At 52.1% G+C, this 22,627-nt stretch carries 21 protein-coding genes; 4 read left to right on the forward strand and 17 right to left on the reverse strand.

The features are described from left to right. Positions 1 to 50 precede the first annotated feature (50 nt). From crtD to F0P93_RS11500, 5 genes are all read right to left on the reverse strand, one after another. Entirely contained in the window at positions 51 to 1,529 is a 1,479-nt protein-coding gene (gene crtD, locus F0P93_RS11480; protein WP_150876472.1) for a 1-hydroxycarotenoid 3,4-desaturase CrtD, read from the reverse strand. A gap of 57 nt (positions 1,530 to 1,586) precedes the next feature. After that, on the reverse strand, positions 1,587 to 2,465 hold the full coding sequence (locus F0P93_RS11485; RefSeq protein WP_150876474.1) for a PE-PGRS family protein: 879 nt from the start codon (positions 2,463 to 2,465) through the stop codon (positions 1,587 to 1,589). 110 nt (positions 2,466 to 2,575) lie between these two features. Next, positions 2,576 to 3,238 carry a hypothetical protein gene (locus F0P93_RS11490; RefSeq protein ID WP_150876476.1) on the reverse strand — a complete coding sequence of 221 codons (663 nt, stop codon included), beginning with the start codon at positions 3,236 to 3,238 and terminating at the stop codon, positions 2,576 to 2,578. Positions 3,239 to 3,242: 4 nt separating this feature from the next. Further along, entirely contained in the window at positions 3,243 to 3,908 is a 666-nt protein-coding gene (locus tag F0P93_RS11495; RefSeq protein ID WP_150876477.1) for a hypothetical protein, read from the reverse strand. Between the two features lies 1 nt (position 3,909). Continuing rightward, positions 3,910 to 4,248, reverse strand: a complete 339-nt coding sequence (locus tag F0P93_RS11500) for a PadR family transcriptional regulator (RefSeq protein ID WP_114405403.1) — start codon at positions 4,246 to 4,248, stop codon at positions 3,910 to 3,912. Between the two features lie 97 nt (positions 4,249 to 4,345). Between F0P93_RS11500 and F0P93_RS11505 the strand changes: the two genes are divergently transcribed. Then, entirely contained in the window at positions 4,346 to 6,172 is a 1,827-nt protein-coding gene (locus tag F0P93_RS11505; protein WP_150876479.1) for an ABC transporter ATP-binding protein, read from the forward strand. 89 nt (positions 6,173 to 6,261) lie between these two features. Here the strand turns inward: F0P93_RS11505 and F0P93_RS11510 are convergent, their stop codons facing one another. The 4 genes from F0P93_RS11510 to F0P93_RS11525 all read right to left on the reverse strand — a co-directional run bounded on the left by F0P93_RS11510 (position 6,262) and on the right by F0P93_RS11525 (position 12,199). Continuing rightward, positions 6,262 to 7,317: a zinc-binding metallopeptidase family protein gene (locus tag F0P93_RS11510; RefSeq protein WP_150876480.1), complete on the reverse strand. Its 1,056-nt coding sequence runs from the start codon at positions 7,315 to 7,317 to the stop codon at positions 6,262 to 6,264. 278 nt (positions 7,318 to 7,595) lie between these two features. Then, the gene (xrtN, locus tag F0P93_RS11515; RefSeq protein WP_150876482.1) at positions 7,596 to 8,657 is read right to left on the reverse strand and encodes an exosortase N; all 1,062 of its coding nucleotides are present in this window, start codon (positions 8,655 to 8,657) and stop codon (positions 7,596 to 7,598) included. Next, complete coding sequence (locus F0P93_RS11520) at positions 8,644 to 11,274, reverse strand: XrtN-dependent VIT domain-containing protein (protein ID WP_150876484.1); 2,631 nt, start codon at positions 11,272 to 11,274, stop codon at positions 8,644 to 8,646. The genes xrtN and F0P93_RS11520 overlap by 14 nt, the downstream gene beginning before the upstream one ends. A gap of 163 nt (positions 11,275 to 11,437) precedes the next feature. After that, entirely contained in the window at positions 11,438 to 12,199 is a 762-nt protein-coding gene (locus F0P93_RS11525) for a glycosyltransferase family 2 protein (RefSeq protein ID WP_191908784.1), read from the reverse strand. Positions 12,200 to 12,500: 301 nt separating this feature from the next. Here F0P93_RS11525 and F0P93_RS11530 point away from each other — a divergent pair, with 301 nt between their 5' ends. Continuing rightward, the gene (locus F0P93_RS11530; protein ID WP_150876488.1) at positions 12,501 to 13,490 is read left to right on the forward strand and encodes a ribonucleotide-diphosphate reductase subunit beta; all 990 of its coding nucleotides are present in this window, start codon (positions 12,501 to 12,503) and stop codon (positions 13,488 to 13,490) included. 181 nt (positions 13,491 to 13,671) lie between these two features. On the opposite strand, the gene F0P93_RS11535 is transcribed toward F0P93_RS11530, so the two are convergent. The 6 genes from F0P93_RS11535 to F0P93_RS11560 form a co-directional block, all read right to left on the reverse strand. Next, positions 13,672 to 14,133: a regulatory protein RecX gene (locus F0P93_RS11535; protein WP_150876490.1), complete on the reverse strand. Its 462-nt coding sequence runs from the start codon at positions 14,131 to 14,133 to the stop codon at positions 13,672 to 13,674. Positions 14,134 to 14,181: 48 nt separating this feature from the next. Continuing rightward, positions 14,182 to 14,802: a YceI family protein gene (locus F0P93_RS11540; protein WP_150876492.1), complete on the reverse strand. Its 621-nt coding sequence runs from the start codon at positions 14,800 to 14,802 to the stop codon at positions 14,182 to 14,184. 56 nt (positions 14,803 to 14,858) lie between these two features. Then, positions 14,859 to 15,452 carry a c-type cytochrome gene (locus F0P93_RS11545; protein WP_150876494.1) on the reverse strand — a complete coding sequence of 198 codons (594 nt, stop codon included), beginning with the start codon at positions 15,450 to 15,452 and terminating at the stop codon, positions 14,859 to 14,861. A gap of 128 nt (positions 15,453 to 15,580) precedes the next feature. Beyond that, entirely contained in the window at positions 15,581 to 16,426 is an 846-nt protein-coding gene (locus tag F0P93_RS11550) for a helix-turn-helix domain-containing protein (protein WP_150876496.1), read from the reverse strand. Positions 16,427 to 16,616: 190 nt separating this feature from the next. Beyond that, positions 16,617 to 17,549 (reverse strand): RraA family protein, encoded by a 933-nt coding sequence (locus F0P93_RS11555; RefSeq protein WP_150876498.1) that lies wholly within the window; start codon positions 17,547 to 17,549, stop codon positions 16,617 to 16,619. 126 nt (positions 17,550 to 17,675) lie between these two features. Then, positions 17,676 to 18,608, reverse strand: a complete 933-nt coding sequence (locus F0P93_RS11560; protein WP_150876500.1) for an RraA family protein — start codon at positions 18,606 to 18,608, stop codon at positions 17,676 to 17,678. Between the two features lie 279 nt (positions 18,609 to 18,887). On the opposite strand from F0P93_RS11560, the gene F0P93_RS11565 reads away from it, so the two are divergent. Further along, entirely contained in the window at positions 18,888 to 20,360 is a 1,473-nt protein-coding gene (locus tag F0P93_RS11565; RefSeq protein WP_150876501.1) for a mandelate racemase/muconate lactonizing enzyme family protein, read from the forward strand. Positions 20,361 to 20,426: 66 nt separating this feature from the next. On the opposite strand, the gene F0P93_RS11570 is transcribed toward F0P93_RS11565, so the two are convergent. Next, positions 20,427 to 20,957 (reverse strand): DUF1684 domain-containing protein, encoded by a 531-nt coding sequence (locus F0P93_RS11570; RefSeq protein WP_225309455.1) that lies wholly within the window; start codon positions 20,955 to 20,957, stop codon positions 20,427 to 20,429. A gap of 79 nt (positions 20,958 to 21,036) precedes the next feature. Next, positions 21,037 to 21,489: a hypothetical protein gene (locus tag F0P93_RS11575; RefSeq protein ID WP_150876505.1), complete on the reverse strand. Its 453-nt coding sequence runs from the start codon at positions 21,487 to 21,489 to the stop codon at positions 21,037 to 21,039. A gap of 557 nt (positions 21,490 to 22,046) precedes the next feature. Between F0P93_RS11575 and F0P93_RS11580 the strand changes: the two genes are divergently transcribed. Beyond that, positions 22,047 to 22,598, forward strand: coding sequence for a DUF4142 domain-containing protein (locus F0P93_RS11580; RefSeq protein ID WP_150876506.1), 552 nt, complete (start codon positions 22,047 to 22,049; stop codon positions 22,596 to 22,598). Positions 22,599 to 22,627: the final 29 nt, after the last annotated feature.

The following is a 22,627-nucleotide window of genomic DNA, read 5'->3' on the forward strand; positions in this document are numbered from 1 at the left end:
TATACGGTTTTCAGCCTTTCAGCGGATAGCCGGAGGAATTACCAGACAACTCATAGCAAATCCGTTGCAATTTTAGCCGACAGCAAACAGAGCGGAATGCCGCCCCCCGGATGCACACTGCCGCCAACAAAATACAGATTCCGGAACTGGTGCGAGAAGTTAGCGTGGCGCAGAAAAGCCGCAAACCGGTTGTTGGAACTGTTGCCATACAACGCGCCCTGCGAGCTTGAGGTGCGATTTTCGATCTGAATAGGATCTAAAAGGGCTTCGCAGGCAATCAGGGGCGCAATGTCGACACCGAGGTTCCGGCTCAGTTTCCGAATGACATTCTGCCGGGTTCTGGTAATCAAAGCCTCCCAATCCTGCCCCGTATTATTCGGTGCATTGATCAGAATAAACCAGTTTTCGCAACCTGGTGGCGCATCGTCCGGTTTGTGTTTGGAGGTGATGTTGAGGTAAACCGTCGGATCGTCCGACAGCGTTTTCTGATTGAAAATGTGGTCGAATTCGGCGCGGTAATCAGAACTGAAAAAGATGTTGTGCAGGCCCAGTTCCGGAAATTCCCGCCTGATGCCCCAGTAAAAAATCAATCCGGAGCTGGACTTCGGCTGGCGTAAAATCCGCTCCGGCTGCCGGGCGTTGGGCAACAACCGCCGGAACGTGCTGACGACGTCCATGTTCGAAACGACGACATCGTAAGGTTTCGGTTCGCTCCGTGCATTGTCTCCATTCCCGGTTCTGACGCCTACAATCCGTTTTCCTTCCGTCACCAATTCCGTCACCCGCGTGTTGAAATGAAACCTTACGCCCAGTTCTTCCGCCAGCCGCACCAAGCTGTTGGTGATGCCGATCATGCCTTCTTTCGGAAAAAAAGCCCCGATGTTGTATTCCAGGTGCGGAATGATGTTCATCGTGGCGGGCGTCTGGTACGGATCGGAGCCGTTGTAGGTCGCGTAACGGTTGAAAAGCTGCACCAGTTTCGGATTCTGAAACCGCTGTTCGTTGGCCCGGTTCATGGTTTTGAACACCTCCAGCTTCGGCAAATTCAAATAGCCATACAGCGCGTCGCGGTTAAACCAGGTCGATAGCTTATGGAGCGAGCGGTGCAAAAACAGTTTTTCGGTGAGGTGGTACTTGGCGGCACTGTCGGCCAGATGCGCCAGCAGGTGATCGGCGGGTTCGCCCAGTTGGGTCGCCACTTCGCGGGCAAAACCGTCGCGATCGGCCCAGGCGGTCAGGTGCGTGTGGTCATCCCAGAAATACCGGCAGGTCTCATCCAGCCGACTGTACTTAAAATAGTCGTCAGGATTTCGGCCCGCCAGCCGGAAAAGGTCTTCGACCAACTGCGGCATGGTGAAGAGCGACGGCCCGGCATCGAACCGAAAACCGTCGAGCGAAAAACCGGACAATTTCCCGCCGGGATACGCATTGGCTTCGAACACATCGACACGGTAGCCTTTGACGGCCAGCCGAATAGCAGCGGCAATACCGGCAATACCGGCTCCAACGATGGCAGCGGTTTTAGACAAGGCGATGGGGTTTTGAGCGTTTCGAACCGGAGAACTATTCTCCCCTGTTTTAACGCTTTACAACCGTTTGTAATAGTTCAAGGTGACAGAAGCCTGGTTTCCTTTTTCGGGCAGGGTGTAGTAGCCGTTGCTGTTTTTATCGAAACAGATGGTTTCGCTCTGAATGCCGAGCGGATCGGTCGCCAGGGTTTTAAAGCTGTTTTTTTGCATCGCATCCGCCAGCGACTGCCCGCTTTTCCGACGCCAGTGGTACGCACCCAGGTAGGAGATCAACGCGATTTCGTTGCCATCCGCCGAAACGCTGCCGCCCGTAATCAGCGTCAGCGGAATTTCGCCGTAATAATCCGCCCTCATCTCAACGCTCGTACTTTGGGGGTATGGCAGGCGGTAGATGCGTACTTTTTCTTCGGCTTTACTCACAATCCAGAGATCGCGGGTTTGGGGGTCGAGCAGGATCGCTTCGGCATCGCGGGCACCGTCGGCATACCGAAAACTGATGCGCTCGACGCCATTGACGGATTCGTTGGCATTTTTCGGTTCCGGAAACCGGTAGATGTAATTGAGGTCGTTTTGTTTGAGATTATCGCCGATGTCGGCCAGGTAGAGGTACGAAACGCCGTCTTGCGGCCCCGGTCCGATGGCCAGGTCTTCCCAATCCCGATTGGAGGCTCCCGGTATCGGGAACCGCTTTTCCAGCTTCCCATCGGTGGTTAACAAATTGATTTCGGCGGGATTGCCGCTGTCTTCCTGCACCCACAACCGCCCATCCATCGTGCGGCTGGCAACCATCCCGGATGCTTCGTCGACCAACCCCGGCTGAACGGCAAATTTCTCCGGACTGGTCGAAAACCGGTCGGAACTGGACGAGTTGGGCGAAATAATCCCGCAGGAGCAAAGGGTCAAAAGCAGGCTAACGGCCAGATAACGAAGATACATGCGTTTCTACAAGGTTGTATGCCACAAATAACGCGAAATCGGATGCATATAGTTGTAGAATCGTGAGAATTTTGAGTAAGCGTGTCGGCGGACTCAAGTCTGGAGCTTTGCTAATGAGCAACTTTGTAGCTAAAATTTTCGCGGTAGAGTTGGATGAAACTCATCGAGTAAATAATAGCGATGGAGCAGAGAATGGCAGCAATACCCGCATTTATTTGTAATGGGCCTTGCGCTCCAAAAATCACGCCCGTGGAACGCATGTTCAGAAAGAAGCCAGCACTGTTTAATAAAATCCCCGCTCGATAACTCAATGAGTCCCAAATAATCTTTTTAGAAGTACCGGCCAGTTCTTTACTTTTATAGCAGCAATACTGAACAACAGCCATTTGGATAAACGCTGAGAGCAAGAGTATAAGGACAAGCACATCGTCGGCTAAAACAGGTATAACAATATATACCAGAACCCCCACCAACAAGGTCGTCAAAACCGTCGGCCAGCGGAAATAACGCTTCAGAATTTCCAGATGCCGGCTTGAAATCTGTTTGCGGATATTCTTTTCATAATCCCGCTGAATGGCATTCAAACCGGGTCCGGCTCCCAGTTCCGCCCAGGCATTCGCGCTGGCATGTTCAAAATCCTGCCCCACTTCCATTCTCTGCTCCGTAAGCGTCGCATAGTGGTCCAGAAGCTCGTTTTCAACTTCTTCGTATTCGATGTGAGCCAGCGTGCGGAAGTCTTGACGAAGATGGGTGAGGTGGTGTGGCGTGAGCATAAATCTAAGATTGAACGCTTTTCAATCGTTTGCTTTTGTACTGCATTAATAGTTCAAGGGTACTGACTTCGTACAAAAAGAATACGATACAAATTAACGTAGTCACGGCCGGATGTAAGTTCAACAAGATTTTATCCGGCAGAAATAATCGCAGGTAAAAAAAGCTTAAAAACAAAGCATTAGATCCCTGCAAGACCAGATTAGCCAGATCATTTCGACCAAATCCGGACTTGTGCCAGTACATCAATCGTTTGAAAGCAAAGAAATAAGTGACCAAGGCGACAGTGGCGAGGGCAAATCCCACATAATCCGATTTCAATGAAAGCGGAAACATCACATTTAAACCATACAGAACCAGAGAGGAAAGAACGCTGATACCCAGTCGTGGCATTTTAAAATAGCTGATCAGAATGGATCGGAGCAGCCGAATGTGAACTTTCGCCTGCATAGTATGATACTCTTCCTCCATCTTCAACAACCCCTTCCGCCCCCCGAATCCCTTATGAATGTCGATCAGGGCTAGTTCAAACGAAATGCCGTTGGCCAGTTGTTCGGCCATGCCGTTGGCGTAGTGATCGGTCAGTTCGGCAATCAGGTCTTCGTTGAGGAGCCAGTTTTCTTTCCGCAGGTGGCGATCGATCGCGGTGAGTTGGTCGGGTGTCAGTGCCATATCAAATTGCCGGTTTTAAGGTCAAAAGCCGTTGCAGGTTCTCCAGCATGATGCCTAGTTCCGAAATGCGGCTGACGGCTTCGGTGTGGCCGTCTTTCGTCAAAGAATAGTATTTCCGCGCGCGCCCTTCCACCACCTGCGTTTCGGTGGTCAGCAGGCCCTCGGCTTCGAGTTTGTGCAGAGCCGGGTAAAGAGCTCCCTCCGTAATCGCCATCTGCCCCGCCGTCAACGCTTTCACCTTCTGCGTGATTTCATAGCCGTACATGCGCTCCTGTTCTTCGAGTAGTTTCAGGATTATGACGGATAAACTGCCTTTAAGTAACTGCTGATTGCTGTTCATACCGGCAAGTATACAAAAAATGTCGGTATACCTACAAATCTTAGGCATCATTTTTCAAACTGGGTAATCCCGGTTTCAGCCGCTATCTTTGCAGGCAATGAAAACTTATTTTCGCTTACTTTCGTACGCCAGACCGCTGGGTCGTTTTCTGACGCCCTTTTTGCTAACCTCCATGTTGGCCAGTGTATTTGGTGTGCTGAACTTTACGCTGCTGATTCCGTTGCTGGATGTTCTTTTCGATAAAGTCGACCCGGCCAAGTTGCAGGCTTTGCTGAGCCAACCCGCTCCGAGGCTGTCGTTCGAAACCTCGCCGACCGAGGTTTTTCAATATTACTTCGCGCTTTTTTTCCGGCAATACGGCAAACTCGGAGCCTTGCAGTTCGTCTGCGGCATTGTGGTGACAACGGTCTTGCTCAACAATTTATTCAAGTATTTGTCGGTCCGGCAATTGGAGAGCTTCAAAGCCCGGATGGTGGCGCGGCTGCGCGAGACGGTTTTTACCAAAGCCATTCAGTTGCACCTGGGTTTCTTCTCCAATGAACGCAAGGGTAACCTCATCGCCCGCACCATCACCGACGTTCAGGAAGTCGAAAATTCCATCGCCAACAGCCTCTCGGCGGCTTCCAAAGAGCTTTTTCTGCTCATCGCCTACATCATCGCCCTGTTCAACATTTCGGCCAACCTGACGTTTTTTGCGCTGCTGGTCATCCCGGTTTCGGGTGGTTTTATCGCCATGCTCGTCCGGCGAATGAAGCAGGACGCCCAGGCCGGACAACAGCGGTTGAGCGGTATTCTGAGTCTGCTCGATGAAACCTTCGGCGGGATGCGCGTCGTGAAAGGGTTCAACGCCGAGGGCTTCGTGACCGAGAAATTTCAAACCGAAAACGATGGCTACCGCCGGGCCGTCCGCTCGCTGGCCAACCGGCGCGAGCTGGCGTCGCCCTTCTCCGAATTTATGGGCATTCTGGTTGTCGCCATCATTCTGCTCTACGGCGGTTCGCTGATTCTGACCCAGCAGTCGGAATTGTCGGCCTCGGACTTCATCACGTTCATTCTGATTTTTTCGCAGGTAACGCGCCCGGCCAAGGAGATTTCCAATGCTTTCAGTGGTTCGCAACGCGGGATTGCGTCGGGCGAACGGGTGCTGGAACTGATTGATACCGTGCCGCTTATTCAGGACAAACCCAACGCCCTTACGCTACCCGGTTTTCGGCAGAACATCGAAGTCCAGAACGTGTCCTTTGCCTACCAGCCCGACCGGCCGGTTTTGAAGGGAATTAGCTTTACGTTGGAAAAAGGCAAAACCATTGCCCTCGTCGGGTCGTCGGGGGGCGGAAAATCGACCATCGCCGACCTCATTCCGCGTTTCTACGACCCCACTGCCGGGCGGATTCTGATCGACGGCGTGGACCTGCGCGATTGTACGATGCATTCCCTCCGCAACCTGATGGGGATTGTGACTCAGGAGAGCATTTTGTTCAACGATACTATTTTTAACAACATTGCGTTCGGCAGCGAGGCCACGGAAACCGACGTGATGCGGGCGGCCGAAATTGCCAATGCCCACGACTTCATCCTGGCCCAACCTGATGGTTACCAAACCGTTATCGGCGACCGGGGTGGGCGGTTGTCGGGCGGACAGCGGCAGCGCATCAGCATTGCCCGGGCGGTTTTGAAAAATCCGCCAATTCTGATTCTGGATGAAGCGACCTCGGCCCTGGATACCGAATCGGAGAAACTGGTTCAGGAGGCCCTCACGCGCCTGATGGCCAACCGCACGACGCTCGTGATTGCCCACCGGCTCAGCACGATTCAGCACGCAGATGAGATTCTGGTGGTGCAGAACGGGGAGATTGTCGAGCGCGGCACGCACCAGGATTTGCTGGAACTGGAAGAAGGATTCTACCGGCGACTCACGGTGTAGGGTTTTACCCCAACCCCTAAAGGGGTCTTCGAAATCCGGATATTTTAGCCCGGCACCGGCCGCCCGGCCTTTATGGGGTTGGGGCAATCTTACTGGCGGGCCTGGTAACAAATCTGATGGATAAAACTCAGCTTTTCCAAAACACCCGGCGGAATGATAAACGGATAAAGATCCGGGTGGCCCATGCTGCGGTTGAGGTTGTTCATGGCAAACGATAACGGCCCCCAGAGATCCATCAGCGTTTTGAAATCTTCCGGATCATAGGGATCGGTTTTCTCTTCCTGTGCCATACTCATCGAGTCCATAACCGGCTGAAATTGAACGCTTAGCCCAAAGGCATAAGCGGTTTCGAGCGTATCCAGAATGTGCAGGTAATGCGCCCAGGTTTCGGCCCAGTCTTCCCAGGGGTGTGCGCTGGCGTAGGCGCTGATGTAGTTCAGGTTCCAGCCCGCCGGAGGGCCCTGCTGGTAATGGTCCCGCAAAGCATCTTTGTATAGCTCCCGTTCGTCGCCAAACAGCTCCCGGAACTGGTCGATCCGGTCGGTGTTGCGGATCAGACGATCCCAGTAATAATGCCCGATTTCGTGCCGAAAGTGGCCCAAAACCGTACGATACGGTTCGTCCATTTTCTGGCGGGTCATCTCCCGCTCAATGTCATCGGCTTCCACGATATTGATGGTAATCAGGCCCCGCATGTGACCCGTTCGAATGCGTTTCTGGGTTCCGTCGGCCAGAAAATCGAAGGAGAGCCCCCGTTCCGGATCAGCCGACCGGCCAATCACGGGAAGTTTCATGCGCCGGAGCGAATAAATAAGCCGGTGCTTGGCGGTTTCGATCACTTTCCAGCGTTGCAGATATTCCGGTTTACTCAGGTTTGGAATGGTCCGGTTCAGCGTGCAGGCTTCACAATAGCGCGATTGTCCATCTTCCACCAACCAGTTGCAAACGCCGTACTGGTGGTTGGCACAATAGCGGTAAAGGGTTTCGCCCTGGTTATAAATCCGGAATGTATCGGTGCCTGCTGCCTCCAACGGCAGCAGCTCCAGTTGCCCGGCGACAAAGCCAAGCGGATATTCACACTTTGTACATCGACTGTTTTCAAAATAAATCGGTTCTCCGCAGTGTGTACATTTAAAAAGTTTCATACGATAACAGACTCAGGAATCTCAAAACTCCCCATCTTCTAAACCCTAACCTACTCTAAATTACTTTCTCTTTAACGTCTTTGCGGAAAAATGGTTCGATAAACGTCCTTATTATTTGGTGTAATAATGCAAAAAATTAAAAATTCTATTACAGCTTTTTGTCTTACAATCAGAAAGTTACTAATAATTATAACATAGAAACATTCAATTATACGCCTGTTACCCTTATTTTCGCATCATTCTTCTTTGAATCAGATTCTACTCCTGATAAAGACCGTTCAATACCAGTCGCGAACGATTTTCTCCAGGTCGGCAGGTCGGGCTACGGTGACGTTTACCAGTGCAAAAGCCGGTTCGCCCCGGAGCATCCGCCAGCGAAAATCGAACTGGCCGATGGTTTGCTGAACGCCGTTTGTAAACCACCAGGCAGTATACAGCCGCTCGCTCCCCCGCTGCAACGACCCGACGTAAATCCGGTGGCCGTCGATCACTTTTTCCGCTACGGCCCCGAACGCATATCCGCTTCCTTTCCAGCACACCAGCGGGCTGTGTTCAGCACTGTACGCCGTCCGAACCGGTTTGACGTACACCAGTGACCCGGTCTTGCTGTATTGGGTAAACCCATGATCGAGTTGGCGAGAAACATAGCCGGACGGAACATCAACCGCCACCGGTGTAACCGGCTGACTCCGGTGAATGATCCCAAAACCGGCCAGTCCCACGACGCCGTACATCGCTGCCAGCCGCGCCCAGACCCGATCTGAATGCGCAGGCAACGGTTTTCCGACCCGCTCATAAAGCCGATGCAATCCCCAGGTCAACGGAACGAGCAGGTACAGAGCCAGACACGCCAGACCGACCAGATCGTGCAACGGGTCTTCGGGCGCAATCCGGAAAATCACCAGGGTCAGAATCCGCAGCAAGTTGGTCAGAATCAGTAGCGCAACTGTTCCAGCCGTCACCAGTACCAGCCAGCCGAACGAAAGCCGCGTGTGCGTGCGGTTTTCCAGGTGAATGACCAGAAATAAGCCCGCCAGCATCGACAAACCCGTCATCTGTAGCCCCATGCAGGCCGGATCGACGGCAAAATCGAGGCCATTCAGCCGGATCAGATTGCCGCTCACGGTGGCATCGGCACCCAGCATCTGTAAAATCGCGACGACCCACGCGCTCAGTTGCAAACGGATCGGAAACCCGAAAACCGTCGTTAGCCAGCGCAGTCCGGGCGACGCCAGCGCCAGACCGCCCAGCAAGGCCATCCACCGGCGACGGGCTGGCGTCAGCAGCACATAAACCGCCAACGCCAGCCCGATGAGGAAAGTCAGATCAAAGACCCACATAACTGCCTTTTTGCCAGAGGTAGAAAACCCACACTACGGCCAGGATCAGCAAAACCCATTCGTGCGGTTCGGGAACCGCGCCGGTATTTTTCAGGGTGGCATTATCCAGCCCGGCTTTTGATTTTTTGATCCCAAACCGGTCGTAGTCCTGCTGCGTTTCCAGCACAATGAGGCTCGAAACCGGGGAAACGATGTTGGCTTGCTGCGCTTCGGCAACGAGCGATTCCGTCGCATAATCCGGCTCGAAATACCGCGTCCCCAACTGGTGTAGCAAGTGAGTATAAGCATACAAACGAAACAAATGATCGGGTGCCTGAGCGGCTGACGATTCTGTATTTACCGTTGCTGTTCGGATGATGCGAATGCCCGACTGCGGTAACGAAATTGACTGATCAGAGGCTGTTTGCCGGATAAACCGGTTGTTTTTCACCAGCGTTTGTAGCTCCGAAACCGTACCGTAATCCGTTTGAAGAACGCCCAGTTCGCTCAGCGTTTTCACCAGATCCGACGGTTTTGAGAGGCAAAACGTTCGCAAGGCCGGGCGGTTTCTGGCCTGCGTCTTCAGCGTTTCAGCGTAGGAACTCCCGGCCAGATCGCTCAGTTGTGGCCCGATTTCAGCGCCTTTCGTCACCAGCAAGGCCACCGCCGGATTGGGAATTTGATGGATCGGAAAGACACTAAACCGCTGTTGCAGAATCCGTTTGGTTAGTTCGGCGCGGTTGGCGTTGGTCAGTTGAACCAGGCCTTCGTCGTAGACCCAGACCGGACGGTTTCCAGCTATTTTCAGGACTTCATCGATGTCGGTTTCCGCCCAGTCCTGATTCAGATCCAGAAAAACGGCCTGCGGGTTGAATCGTTCGGTGATCGTCCGCGCGGGTTGCAGGTGGTACGTATGCCCATCGAACCGAAAACCGCCCGTTGCCAGCTTCGGCGCGTCAAAGCGACATTCCCAATACCGCTGGTAATTCGACTCGCTGATCCGTTGATTTTCAACTGGTTTTTCAAAAAAGCCGGGTTCCAGAGAGTCCGGCCACGCCGGATTTTGCGGTTTCTGCGAAAAATCAAGTTTTACGGTTTCGGTGGCACCCTGCTCATCGGGACCTTCAAACCAGGCGTTTTCATACACCAGTTGGGGCGGCCCGGCCAGCCGGTTTTCCAGCCGCAGGGGCGAGGTAATGCCGATTTTAACCTGCCGCGCGTCGTGGGGCAGACAGGGAAAAACCCGTACGCTGATCCGGTTTCCTTCGCGCCAGTGAACCACCGACGGATCGCGCCGTTCCACGCCCACGATGGTCCGGTAGGCCGTGTCGGCTTTCGCTTTGGTGGTCAGGATGCCTTTTTCTTCCCTCCCATTGATCCACAACGACAACGAAGTGACTACCGAGCCTTCCGGCAGGTGAAAGGTGTAGACCGCTTCCTGCTGCATCGGGCCGCCGTTGTGAACGTGCAGGGTTTTCTCGGTATACGCCAGCCGGTATTCCGGGTAAATCCGGGCCTGGGTCAGCACATTGGTCGTCCGCAGGTGGGTCCCCGACCACAGCCGTTCTTCGGTCTGGTGCCGGGAAGTATACAGCGTTCCGATGAGTTTTCCTACGTCCTGATTCCAGGAATCGGCCGGTTTTCGGTACGCCGACGCAATAAACACCAGGGGGTCGTGCCGTTTCAGTTCGTCCTGCCGCCCAAACACGCTGTTCATCCGGCTCCCCTGCTGGCTGTAGATCGACCCGGTTTTCAGATACCGCTCCGTAATCCAGTCGTTCGGAAGGTGCTGCGCCAGCAACACCCAGGACGGCAGTTCGTCGTCTTTCCGGGCCGTAATGGCGTTCGAGGCATAGCGAATCCGGGTATCGATCTGCGTCCATTGGTATAAAAACCAGGCGATAACGACGAGTGGCACGAAAAAACCGGCGATGATGGCCGGACGCCGGTGTTCGTGTTCATTCCAGCTTCGTTGAAGAAGCCGACCCAGCGCAATGGTGATGAACAGGGGAACGAGAATATGTCCGCCAATGCCCAGCAGGATGATTCCAAAAAGCCCGAGGTGGTAATGCGGAGCGACATAAACCGTCTGGTAAAGAAACAGGCACCAGACCACGGCCAGGCCAAACACCAACGCCTGCTGTCCCCGAACCGACAGACCATCCAGCCAGGTGGAACCTATCATCAGAAAGCCCGCAAAAATCAACATCACTTTCAACCACGGAACCGATTCCTGAAATACCGGTATGTCCCGATTCAGGGCGTAGGCACTGATCAGCCACAACAGCAGCATGAGCATACGGGCCGGGTGCCCCTGGGGTGGCTGCGTATACACACTCAACTCCTTCTTCATCAGCAGCCAGGCGGTGTAGGCAATGGCAAGCCCGTAATGAAACACAAATACCACCATCGGGGCGGGTGATCCATTTCGGGCCACGTAATACTCATACAGGGCAAAGAGAGTGGCCGAAACCGCGACAAACCCGAGTCCCCAGCGGAAGGTCGGCTGCCGGAAAGCCAGCCACCACCAGGGCGTTTGATCGGTTAGCGGATGAACCTCTTCGGGTTGTTCCGTTGGCTGGAAAGCGGGAGCGGTTTGGGCCGGTTCGCTCGTAACGGGCGTTACAGGTGTGCTCATTTTTTTATATTTAAAAGTACTTTGTAAATCAAAGTAAAAAGCACAGAATTGTCAATGGGCGGATGGGAAATAATTTTTATATTTTAATTAAGTATTGGTTTTCAGACCATTAAAACAATATCTAAAAGAGACGGGACGGATTGCAAATCCGCGACAGAGTGGATCAGGATTGCAAATCCTGACCAGCGTGTTTCCTCCGCAACTCCCGTAGCTTTGCGTATTTCACCACCGGATACATCGCCGAAAACAACGACCAGATAAAACCGGGATAGCCGTTCAGGAAATTCCGTTTAATCACATACTCTTTTACGAAGGTGATCGGGAGCCGGAAAATGATCTGAGCAATGGAACCGCGTTTGCCCCGGCTCAGCAAATCGCGGGCACCGGCGGTGGTGTAGCGGTTGAATTTCTCGAAGTAGTCGTGCAGGCTGCCGTAGCTGTCGTGCAGCATGTGGTGCGTCAGTTTACCGACCGGGCCGGTCAGCACCACGTCTTCGTGAACCCGGGCGGTGTTGTAGTTGCCAAACCGTTTGTCGAAAAGCCGTAGGTGGGGCATTTTGTATTCTCCCCCAAACCGCATCAGCCGGTCGAGAAAAACCAGCGAAATCGGAACTTCAAAACCGTGAAAATCGCGTTGCCCGGCTTCTACTTCCGCCAGCCGAAGCTGGATTTCGGATCGGAGTTCGTCGCTCACAACTTCGTCGGCATCGACCACCAACACCCAGGGATTCCGGGCCTGGCTGACGGCAAATCCTTTCTGTAAACCAAACCCGTCGAAATCCCGGTGGAGAACACGGCAACCGAACTGCTGCGCCAGGGGAAGGGTTTGATCTGTACTGCCAGAATCGACTACGACAATTTCGTCACACCAACGTAAGGCACTCAAAACCAGCGGCAGAATGCGGGCGGAGTTGAAGGTAATCATGACAGCACTCACTGGCGGTGAGCTGGGCAATGGCAACACGGACATAGAAAGACTGAAATCGAGATGGGACTACAAATGAGTGTTTTGAAAGGCGAAAAATCAAATTTTAGCAGATTTCTAAGAAGTTATTTTTTTGCCCGCCCAACAACTGTTTGATACCTATGGAGTTATTCAGAAAGCGGCTACCCGGCTAGTTTCACCCATCAATTTTTAAGTTGCATTCCTCCGCCAATGCGATAACTTTGTTAGCCCGCTTTTTAGTTTACTGAACGTTACACATACCACTAAGTCTATAAGAATCATGGCTCAACCTGAAGCACTCGAACCGATCTTGCAAGATGATCCACTCCGGTTCGTTCTTTTCCCGATCCGACACCACGACATCTGGAGAATGTATAAGCAGCACGAAGCATCGTTCTGGACGGCGGAGGAAATTGACCTCTCGCAGGACCAGCGCGACTGGGAAAATCTGAACGACGGCGAGCGGCATTTTATCTCCAACGTCCTGGCGTTTTTTGCCGCTTCAGACGGTATTGTCAACGAAAACCTGGCGGTCGGTTTTCTATCGCAGGTGCAGTACGCCGAGGCTAAATGTTTCTACGGTTTCCAGATTATGATGGAAAACATCCACTCGGAAACCTATTCGCTGCTGATCGATACCTACATCAAAAACCCGGTCGAAAAAGACAAGATGCTGCGGGCGGTCGATACCATTCCGTGCGTGAAACGGAAAGCCGACTGGGCCATGCGCTGGATCGAAAACGGTTCATTCGTGGAACGGCTGCTGGCATTTGCGGCCGTGGAAGGCATCTTCTTCTCCGGTTCGTTCTGTTCTATTTTCTGGTTGAAAAAACGGGGTCTGATGCCCGGTCTGTCGTTCTCGAACGAGCTGATTTCGCGTGACGAAGGCTTGCACCGCGACTTTGCCTGCATGCTCTACACGGAACACATCAAGAATAAACTGCCGGAATCGGAGGTATACGCGATGATTCAGGATGCGGTCAGCATCGAGCAGGAGTTTGTCAGTGAATCACTGCCGGTTTCGCTCATCGGGATGAACGCCGAGTTGATGAAGCAATACATCGAATTTGTGGCCGATCACCTGCTGGTATCACTGGGCTTGCAGAAGGTGTATAGCTCCACGAATCCGTTCGATTTTATGGATATGATTTCGCTGCAGGGCAAAACCAACTTCTTCGAGAAACGCGTCGGCGAATACCAGAAAGCCGGTGTGATGTCGTCTACCAAAGAAAAAGAAGATCAGAAAATTACGTTTGATGCTGATTTTTAATGCTTGTTGCCCCTAAATCCCCTAAAGGGGACTTTTGGCACCCGGAGAATTCCGTGTCCAAGTGCCCCTTTAGGGGATTTAGGGGCAACAAGCGAAAGTCCTAAAGCTAAGAGTAAAGAAAGAAGGCAGGAGAGGAATAGGGAGAAATTGTCCACCTGTATTCCTCTCCTGCCTTCTTTCTTTACTCTTTACTCTCCTCAATAACCGCCCACACCATCTCGCTTTCGTAGCCTTTGCTGATGGCGTAGCGGACCAGTTTCTGCTTCAATACCAGTGGGCTTTCGCCCTGGAGACTGCGCTTCTTTTTTTCGAGTAAATCGATCAGCGTCTGGCGGTAATCGTCGGGTTCAATTTCCTTCATGGCCTGTTCGAGGTTGTAGCCGGTAATGCCGCGCTGCTTGAGGTGTTGCCGGATTTTGTGCAGCCCCCAGCGTTTCACCCGGAACTTGCTGCCCGCAAACGTTTTGGCAAACCGCTCCTCATTCAGGTAATTCTGTTCGATCAGCCACGCAATCATCTCCTCAGCCTCATCGCCGAACACCTCCCACTCACCGAGTCGTTCACGGACTTCCCGCTGGGTTCGTTCCTGATAAGCGCAAAACGAGGCTGCCCGGCGCAGAATGTCTTTTGTTTGGTCGGTCATTTTTGGGAAGAAAGACGTAAGCGTAGAGACAAAAGAACATCCCGGCCCTTAGTGTTTGTTCCCGGCGAGTTTTAAGTGGATAGCGATTTCGGGCAGAATGTATTGCGCATCGGGTAAAGCGGGATCCGCGCTGTACGTCATGCCCCATTGGGTGCGGTCCACCTTGAGCGTGGCTTCCACGGCCAACTGATTGTCTTTCAAGGCAATTTTCGCAGGAAAGTTCACCGGATGGGTCTTGCCCAGCATCGTCAGACTGCCATTCACCCGGTAATTGGCCCCGGCCACGCCTTCTCCACCCGCATAAGGTTCCAGGCTGGTGATGGTGTAGGTAATCGACGGATGCAACGCCATGTTGAAGAAATCGGCACTTTGAAGATGGTGTACCAACACCGGTTTCAGCGTATCGGGCAAACTGGTGCTGACGATGGACGAAACCGGAATCGTGAACGAGCCGCCGGTTACTTTCCCGTCTTTCACCGTCAGCGCATCGCTCGTCACGGCAATGGAGCCTTCTTCAAAATAACCGGTTCGCAGACTGCCTTTCCACACGGCGACGGACGTTTTTTCGTCAAGCTGGTACTGCTCCTGCGACGGATCTAAATGGTCTTTTGTGCAATTCAACAGAAAGGACGACAAGGCAATGGCGCAAAATAAGCGTACTTTTTTCATGGTGTATTCGTTGTTTTTGACTTAAAAATTAGATTTAGAACGCGGATTTTTCGAACTCAGGGCGCGGGCGGAATCGGGGCGGGTACGGCATTGGAAACCGGTTTGAGCGATTTCAGATAGGCAAAAACCGCCTTCATGTCCGCATCGGTCATCCCGGCATAGTTCGGCCACGGCATCGGCGGCAGCAAGGGTCGGCCGCTGTCCAGCCCTTTGGATTTCCCCTGCCGCATGGCTTTGTTGAACTGCTCCTCCGACCAGTTGCCGATTCCGGTGGCATCCGGCGTTAGGTTGGCCGCAAACGACACGCCCCAGGGGCCGATGAAGGCGGTATTCTGCCCATTGAACAGCACCCATTGACCCGACTTAACCAGATTTTTGTCGTACGAACCCAGCGGTTGAGCGCTGTTGTAACCGGACAGAAAGCGGTCCGGATCGGGTGCGGGACCCCGGGCTGTCATTTTCTTGGGCGCGTGGCAATCCGCACAGCCCATAATCGTCACCAGGTATTCGCCCCGTTTGACCAGCTCGCCCTGGGTTGGTTTTTTGGGTACCAGAACCGGACTGAATTCCGGTTGGGGGGCGTTATGCGGTTGGGTAAAGGCACAGGCAAGCCCGATGGCGGCTGTAGCCGCCAGATAAATCCATCTCATGGTGTGTTTGGTTGTAGTGAAAAAAAGACCCCTGTGGTCTGCCGGATTCCCGGCAGACCGTCATTGAAACGGTAAAAAAGTGAACGAATAAAACCGGCAGCGTCTACCAAAAACCGGAATCAGATGCCTTAGGCATGGGTCCGGATCAGTTGCCGCCCCGGAACCCGATAATAGTGGCCCTGATCATTAAACACCATCGTCGGGGCGTCATTGGTAAACAGTCTGAATTCCCGGATAAAATGGGCCTGGTCCGAATAGCCAAACGTGTGCGAAACATCCAGCCAGTTGGGGAGCGTCGTTTCCTGCTGGAACGACTCGTAGGCATTCCGGAAGCGAATGATCCGCTGGTACATCTTGGGCGTGGTGCCGTATTTGTCTTTAAAACTGCGTTCCAACTGCCGCTTGCTCACGTATAGATGGGTACTCAGATCTTCGATCGACAGGTTTCCTTTCGCTTTCCGGATCAGCCGGGTGGCTTCGAACACGTAGTTGCGTTCGGCTTTCAGATTCCGGAGTTGCCCCAGCAGAAACGTCTCCGCTGCGCTGACCACCGCCTGGATATCCGGCAAACCGTAGACGCTGTCGACCAGGCGGTTCATGCGTTTTCCGAAGAGACTTTCCAGATCCGTGAAATTATTGAACAGCGATGCGCCCGGCACTTTGAACAGTTGCGGCAGGCTCTCCGGTTTGAGCTGAATACCGAATTTGCGGGTCGTTCCCACCGACTTCCACTGCACGGCATCCTGGTAAAGCCCCGCAAAAAACGCCTGCGGAAGCTTTTGCCACTGGTTATCAAACAACGCATAGGCGCGGTTATCGTCCAGGTGCATGATCAGTTCCAATGTTCCGAAAGGCAGGCAACGTTGCAGGGGCGACTCTTCATTACCGCTGGTTTCAAAATGATGCAGCCAGTAACATTCAACGAAAGGTTGCAGCGCGGCCGACGGTTTAAATTCCTGATACCATGTATTCATTCCTGTTCAATCGTAGTGTTGTTGCGAATTGTGCCGTAAAAGTAAAGCCCCAATCGGTTCCGGTATTGAAAAAATGCGACATTTTCGCAACCGGTCACACCCCTGAATGTATTTTTCTTTCGAGCCCGACGGGCAAAAAAAATGGCCGAAGAGATCTCCGGCCATCGTACGTATCGATTGAAATAACAATTTACCAGGTTCGTTTGCTCATGACTTTGTCCAGCTCCGGCCGGGTCATGGCGCCCAGCTCGGGATGTTGCCCCAGCCATTTCAGGAATTCCGTCTTGATTTCGTCGGTCCACTGGCTGTCGATCTGGCCGGTGGTGTAGCGGTTTGATTTCACCATCTCGAAGCCAAACTGATCTTTGCGGGTCACAAATTCGCAGGTAACAATCACCTGCTCGGCCATGTGCGCCGGTACGAACAGAATGCCTTCGCGCTGGGCAATCACCAGATCGCCCGGCAACACCATCGTGCCACCCATCCGAATCGGTGTATTGAGTCCCATCAACACCATTTCTTCCAGAAACGACGGGTGGAAGTCCCGCACAAAAGCGTTGAATCCCTTGATGTTCTGCAATTCCTGCAAGTCGCGGGCGGCTCCGTTGAAGACGACGCCGTTGCCGGTTTTGCTGAAAATGGCGTTCCCCAACGTCGCCCCCACGAGCGTTCCTCCGCCGATTTTCCCAAAACCGTCGGCCACGTACACATCACCCTTCGTCAGCGTTTCAATGGGCCAGGTGTTGGTATTTCCCTTGCGACCCTGTTTGGTGGTTCCGCGCTCCTTGATGTTTTTCTCCACATCCGGTCGGCTAGGCATAAACATGGCCGTTACGGCCCGGCCCACGACAATCACGTCGTCGTGGATGAATTTCCAGCCACCCTCAAACTGGTTCGTGTAGCCTTCGTTTTTCAAAACCGTCCAGGCATCGTCGATTCCGATTTTTTTAGCCCGTTCCACGAGGGCATCCGGAATTTTAGGGCGTCCGTCGGGAAACCGTTCCCCCTTCCACTCCGACGTCAAAAACGTCAATTCTTCCTTCGGAATGGTTTGGGCAACCAACGAATGCGCGATAGATACGAGGGCAAGCAACGAAGCTAAAACGGTAACTCTGGATTTCATACGGGATCAATTAATCTATAAACAATATCAAATGTTAAATGAGTAATATTAAATGTAAAAGTGCTGGATTGAAAACTACTTTTACATTTAATATTACTCATTTAACATTTATTGTTTCCTTTCTTTTCAATGTTCTTTCGCCAGATAGGCGTCGATGTCTTTCTGGGTAATCGCTAGTTTTTTGGGGTATTTACCCACCCAGGCTCTGAATTCATCTTTGATCTTGGCCGACCAGTCGCCGTGAATCTCGCCCGAGGGGTATTTTCCCTGCTGCAAAAGTACACGTTCAAATTCATCCCGCAAGGCCGTCATCTCCGAAGCCGACACCAGCCCTTCGACGAGGTGCGCCGGAATGAACACCACGCCATATTCGTTCGCAAACACGACATCGCCCGGAAAAACCGTCACTTCACCGATGCGAATCGGCGCATTGATGGACGTCGGGGTCATGTCTTTGATGTATGACGGATCGTGCCCTTTCACCCAGGCGTTGAACCCCTTGGTGTCTTTTAATTCCTGCATGTCCCGAACCGACCCGTAGAAAATCACGCCCTTCCCGGTTTTGCCGTAGATCGCGTTGCCGAGGCTCGAACCAATCAGGGTTCCGTCTTTAATTTTTCCGTAGCCGTCGGCCACATACACATCGCCTTTGGTCAGAATATCGATCGGCCAGATGTTGATACCGCCTTTTTGCGACCGCCCTTCGGCTTTGCCCTGCTTCCTGACCAGGCTGTCGAGGTCGGGCCGGGTTGGCATAAACTGCGCCGTGACCACCCGCCCGGTCATGGTTTCGCCGGGTTTGAGAATGACCCAGTTTTTCTCGACCTGATTGCGGTAGCCTTTGTTGCCCAGGTAGCCCCAGATTTGCTCCAGCGTACAGTTTTGCAGCCGCTCCAGAACCAGTTCCGGTACATTCGGCCGACCGTCGGGAAGACGTTCCCCTTTCCAGTTCGACGTTAAGGCGGTAACCTGCTCAACCGATGAGCCAATCCGCTGGGCCTGGGCCATCAGATTTCCCGAAAGGGCCATTGCCAGTACTACGAGTGTTCTCTTTATCATCGCTTTTTAAGGGTTGCCGGTCTGCAAAACTGCAAACAGCAGTTGCCGCATCCGGAAAGATTAAGGAATCAGAAAAGTCAAAAAGGTCTACTCATAAAGACAGGAGGTTGGGTAAAATACTGACCTAAGCGGCTGGTGTAAAAAAATAGGCTACCAAAACGAAAAAATGAGGTTTTTCATTAACTTTCTCAATAAATTGAATTATATCCAGACTGAAATTTGCTTTTCTATGTAAATACCGATTGAATGAAATAGTAGTACCTAAATCCGGTTAATCGCATGAAAAAAATTCAACACTTACTTGATTTATTGAAGAAGTATCCGGCACCGACAGCTGCCGAACCGCGTCCAGGAGGTGCGTCTTCCGGCGTCGACCGGCGTGGTTTTCTGCGCAACTCGGCTCTGGGTGGCCTGTCGATGGGAATGCTTTTTGATGGGAGACCGGAGCGCGAGCTGGAGTTCATCACCCAGAAAGTAAAGCGCGAATCGAAACCGGCGGATCTCAAGATCACCGACATGCGCATTGCAGTTTTGCAGGGCGTTCCTTTTTCGAGCCCTATCATCCGGATCGATACCAACCAGGGGCTGGTGGGCTGGGGTGAAGTGCGTGACGGTGCCAGTGCCAACTACGCGCTCATGCTGAAAAGTCGCATTCTGGGAAAAAACCCGTGCAATGTCGAGCAGATTTTTAAACAGATTAAGCAATTTGGGAATCATGGCCGGGCTGCCGGGGGCGTATGCGGGGTCGAAATGGCCCTGTGGGATCTGGCGGGCAAAGCCTATAACGTGCCGGCTTACCAGTTGCTGGGTGGTAAATACCGGGATTACATCCGGCTCTACGCCGATACGCCCGAAGGCAAGGACTACGACGAATTTGCCAAACACATGGTCCGGCGCCGGGATCAGGGCTATACGTTCCTGAAGATGGACTTCGGCATCGGGATGATCGCCGATACGCCGGGGATGCTGGTGGGTTCTAAAAACTGGAACGTCAAGCAGCAGTGGAACGATGGAAAACCGGGGCTGATGGGCAATTATGCGCAGACCAAACACCCGTTTACCCGCATTCAGGTGACGAAAAAGGGCATCGATGCTCTGGCACTGCACGTGAGCAAAGTTCGGGATATTGTGGGCTACGACACACCACTATCCGCCGACCACTTCGGACACTTTGACGTCAATACTGCCATTCAGATTGGCAAAGCCATGGAACCGTTCCGGCTGGCGTGGCTCGAAGACCTGGTGCCCTGGTTCTATACCGATCAGTGGAAACAAATCTCGGATGCCATCGATACGCCCACGCTGACCGGTGAGGATATTTTCGCCAAGGAAGAATTCATCAAGCTCATCGATGCCAAAGCCGTCGACATGATCCACCCGGATCTGGCTTCGTCGGGCGGTTTGCTGGAGACGAAAAAAATCGGGGATTACGCCGAAGAAGCCGGCATTCCGATGGCGATGCACTTTGCCGGTTCGCCAATCTGCATGATGGCCAACATTCACTGCGCGGCTGCTACCGAAAATTTCGTGGCGCTGGAACACCACGGTGTCGATGTGGACGGCTGGGAAGACATTGTAACCGGGATTAAACCAATCGTTGAGAAAGGCTTCGTGAAAGTACCCGACAAACCGGGTCTGGGCGTTGAGCTCAACGAAGAAGTTGCCAAGAAATTCCTCCGGAAAGGCGCAACCTGGTTTGCCCCCACCGATAGCTGGAACACCCGCGATTCGTCGGACCGGGATTGGAGTTAAAAGAATTAAGAGTTAAGAGTTAAGAGTTGGCTGACGCAAGCAGAAAACAAACGCGTCAGCCAACTCTTAATTCTTAACTCTTAACTCATAATTCTTCTCCCCCGCTTCCACCGCCACCACCAGATGGTTGTCTTTGGGTGGAATCGGACAGGCATACCCGTCGCTGTAGGCACAGGACGGATTGTAGGCTTTATTGAAATCGACCACCACTTTCCCGTCTTTGATATCCCCCATCCGCAGGTCGATGTAACGTCCACCCCCGTAGGATTCCCGGCCGTTGGTGGCATCTTTAAACGGCAGAAATAAATAGTCGCGGTATTGGGGCAAACGCGCCAGTTGCAGGCTGCGGTAAACCGTCAGGTGGTACGGTTTTCCCTGCATACGGAACGTCAGAACCGCATACGGAACGTAACTTTTTTTCTGACCGTCGTAAGTAGGCAATTCAAACGGCTCGGCCTGGGGCGTTCGCTGAACCGTGGCTTCAACCCGATAGGTAGAATCAGGGTCGTAGAAGCGGAGATTTTTTAAATCCTCTTTCTTTAACGGACTTTTCGGCGATTTCAGGAATTCGGCTTTATAATTTTCCCGGTGCGCCACTAGCTGCTGGGAATACGTTGACTGAGAAAAGCCGGAAAGGTTCGCCCCGAGAGCGAACACCAATCCGGCTATCCGAAGCTTATTCTTCCGATGCATCAGAGTTTGCTGTGCGTGGAGTTTGCTGGTCAGAAACCAGTTCAAAACCGGATACGCCATCGCCATAATCATACGGTTTAATCACGAACGTGTATTCATGATCCTGAAAATTAAGGCCAATCTTCTGGAAAACGCCTTTCAGGGGAATGGAATAACCACGACCGGTTTTTGACAGCTCAAACGCTTCATCATCACCAGCTTCCGTTGGAATCAGATACAACGCTTTTACACCTTTCCGACGGTTAACCGTTCCCACTTTGTAGTGGGGTTTCGATGGATCGATACTCAATCCTTCCATCAGTTTTTGGGGGAAAGCCAGGCGACCGGTTTTGGTCACAGACGTCGAAAACGAAGTCTCTTTCGGGGTTACTTTGGGTGCTTCATCCGTATTGTCTTCTGGTGAGAAGAATCGGATTTTGTTCGGTTTTACTTTCATTGGGTGTGTTGAAAAATGTTTGCCCACAAAGCTATTCAATTCTGTTTAATTTATTTCACTTTTGTTCGAAATAGCTCGTATTAAGAAACGCTATTTTAATGACTAATTAATCTCATTTAGGAACAGATCAACGGTTCACATGAAAAATTATCAAGGCAAAACAGCGCTACTTTCCATAAAAAAAAGGTCTGGTAAACTAGCCGTTTCATCCGGTCGTCTCACGATAAATCAGAAAAAAGGAAAAATAAAGTTGCACAAAGACGATTTAAAAAATTAGGTATTTTTCAACATGGATTGTCGTATTGTTTCATCATTACCTGATCATTCATTAATTAGCTTGTTTTTTTGGTACAGCAAGCCCGGCAATTATCCCTCAAATCAGGATTCATTTTCCGAATACGAACGCAGAAAAGCGACTGCGCGGATTCGGCCCGGCCCGGAGGCTATGCCCGGGCCTTTGGATAATATTCAGGATTATTGAAAACACTTTACCCACGCTATCGAGTTTTACTACACAGAGTCTAACAAAACATCTCACGTAATAAAGCTCAACGATCATGAAAAAAGTAAGTTTATTTTTACTGTTAGCATTAGGGACGTATACCTTCCAGGCGTGTAATAGTACCAGCAATAAGGACAGCGCAGAACAGGCCGAAGAAGCCAATGACGAGAAAGACATGCCCGAAGATGATTCTGAATTTGCGGTAAAAGCAGCCAGCGGGGGCATGATGGAAGTGGAACTTGGAAAGCTCGCCGAACAGAAAGCCGTGAATCCAAAAGTGAAGGAATTTGGGGCCATGATGGCCTCCGATCATGCCAAAGCCAATGAGGAATTAAAAACCCTGACGACCTCCAAGAACATCACCATACCGGCAACCCTGAGCGAAGATCATCAGAAACATGTGGACGATTTAAGCAAACTCTCGGGAGCAGAATTTGATAAAGAATACGTAAAATTGATGGTGGATGACCACAAGGAAGATATTGACCTTTTTAAAGATGCTTCCTTTAACGCCAAAGATCCGGATGTGAAAGCCTTCGCAGGAAAGACACTTCCGACTCTTCAGAAACATTATGATGCCATCAAAGCGATTCAGGACGCGATGTAAGATCACAAAAAGCTTAGTAGAAAAGGAAC

Source organism: Larkinella humicola, assembly GCF_008727875.1.
Lineage (GTDB): Bacteria > Bacteroidota > Bacteroidia > Cytophagales > Spirosomataceae > Larkinella > Larkinella humicola.

Coding starts and splice junctions, on each gene's coding strand:
- F0P93_RS11485 (WP_150876474.1), bottom strand. CDS start 2,465: ATGTATCTTCGTTATCTGGCCGTTAGCCTGCTTTTGACCCTTTGCTCC.
- F0P93_RS11490 (WP_150876476.1), bottom strand. CDS start 3,238: ATGCTCACGCCACACCACCTCACCCATCTTCGTCAAGACTTCCGCACG.
- F0P93_RS11495 (WP_150876477.1), bottom strand. CDS start 3,908: ATGGCACTGACACCCGACCAACTCACCGCGATCGATCGCCACCTGCGG.
- F0P93_RS11500 (WP_114405403.1), bottom strand. CDS start 4,248: ATGAACAGCAATCAGCAGTTACTTAAAGGCAGTTTATCCGTCATAATC.
- F0P93_RS11505 (WP_150876479.1), top strand. CDS start 4,346: ATGAAAACTTATTTTCGCTTACTTTCGTACGCCAGACCGCTGGGTCGT.
- F0P93_RS11510 (WP_150876480.1), bottom strand. CDS start 7,317: ATGAAACTTTTTAAATGTACACACTGCGGAGAACCGATTTATTTTGAA.
- xrtN (WP_150876482.1), bottom strand. CDS start 8,657: ATGTGGGTCTTTGATCTGACTTTCCTCATCGGGCTGGCGTTGGCGGTT.
- F0P93_RS11520 (WP_150876484.1), bottom strand. CDS start 11,274: ATGAGCACACCTGTAACGCCCGTTACGAGCGAACCGGCCCAAACCGCT.
- F0P93_RS11525 (WP_191908784.1), bottom strand. CDS start 12,199: ATGATTACCTTCAACTCCGCCCGCATTCTGCCGCTGGTTTTGAGTGCC.
- F0P93_RS11530 (WP_150876488.1), top strand. CDS start 12,501: ATGGCTCAACCTGAAGCACTCGAACCGATCTTGCAAGATGATCCACTC.
- F0P93_RS11535 (WP_150876490.1), bottom strand. CDS start 14,133: ATGACCGACCAAACAAAAGACATTCTGCGCCGGGCAGCCTCGTTTTGC.
- F0P93_RS11540 (WP_150876492.1), bottom strand. CDS start 14,802: ATGAAAAAAGTACGCTTATTTTGCGCCATTGCCTTGTCGTCCTTTCTG.
- F0P93_RS11545 (WP_150876494.1), bottom strand. CDS start 15,452: ATGAGATGGATTTATCTGGCGGCTACAGCCGCCATCGGGCTTGCCTGT.
- F0P93_RS11550 (WP_150876496.1), bottom strand. CDS start 16,426: ATGAATACATGGTATCAGGAATTTAAACCGTCGGCCGCGCTGCAACCT.
- F0P93_RS11555 (WP_150876498.1), bottom strand. CDS start 17,549: ATGAAATCCAGAGTTACCGTTTTAGCTTCGTTGCTTGCCCTCGTATCT.
- F0P93_RS11560 (WP_150876500.1), bottom strand. CDS start 18,608: ATGATAAAGAGAACACTCGTAGTACTGGCAATGGCCCTTTCGGGAAAT.
- F0P93_RS11565 (WP_150876501.1), top strand. CDS start 18,888: ATGAAAAAAATTCAACACTTACTTGATTTATTGAAGAAGTATCCGGCA.
- F0P93_RS11575 (WP_150876505.1), bottom strand. CDS start 21,489: ATGAAAGTAAAACCGAACAAAATCCGATTCTTCTCACCAGAAGACAAT.
- F0P93_RS11580 (WP_150876506.1), top strand. CDS start 22,047: ATGAAAAAAGTAAGTTTATTTTTACTGTTAGCATTAGGGACGTATACC.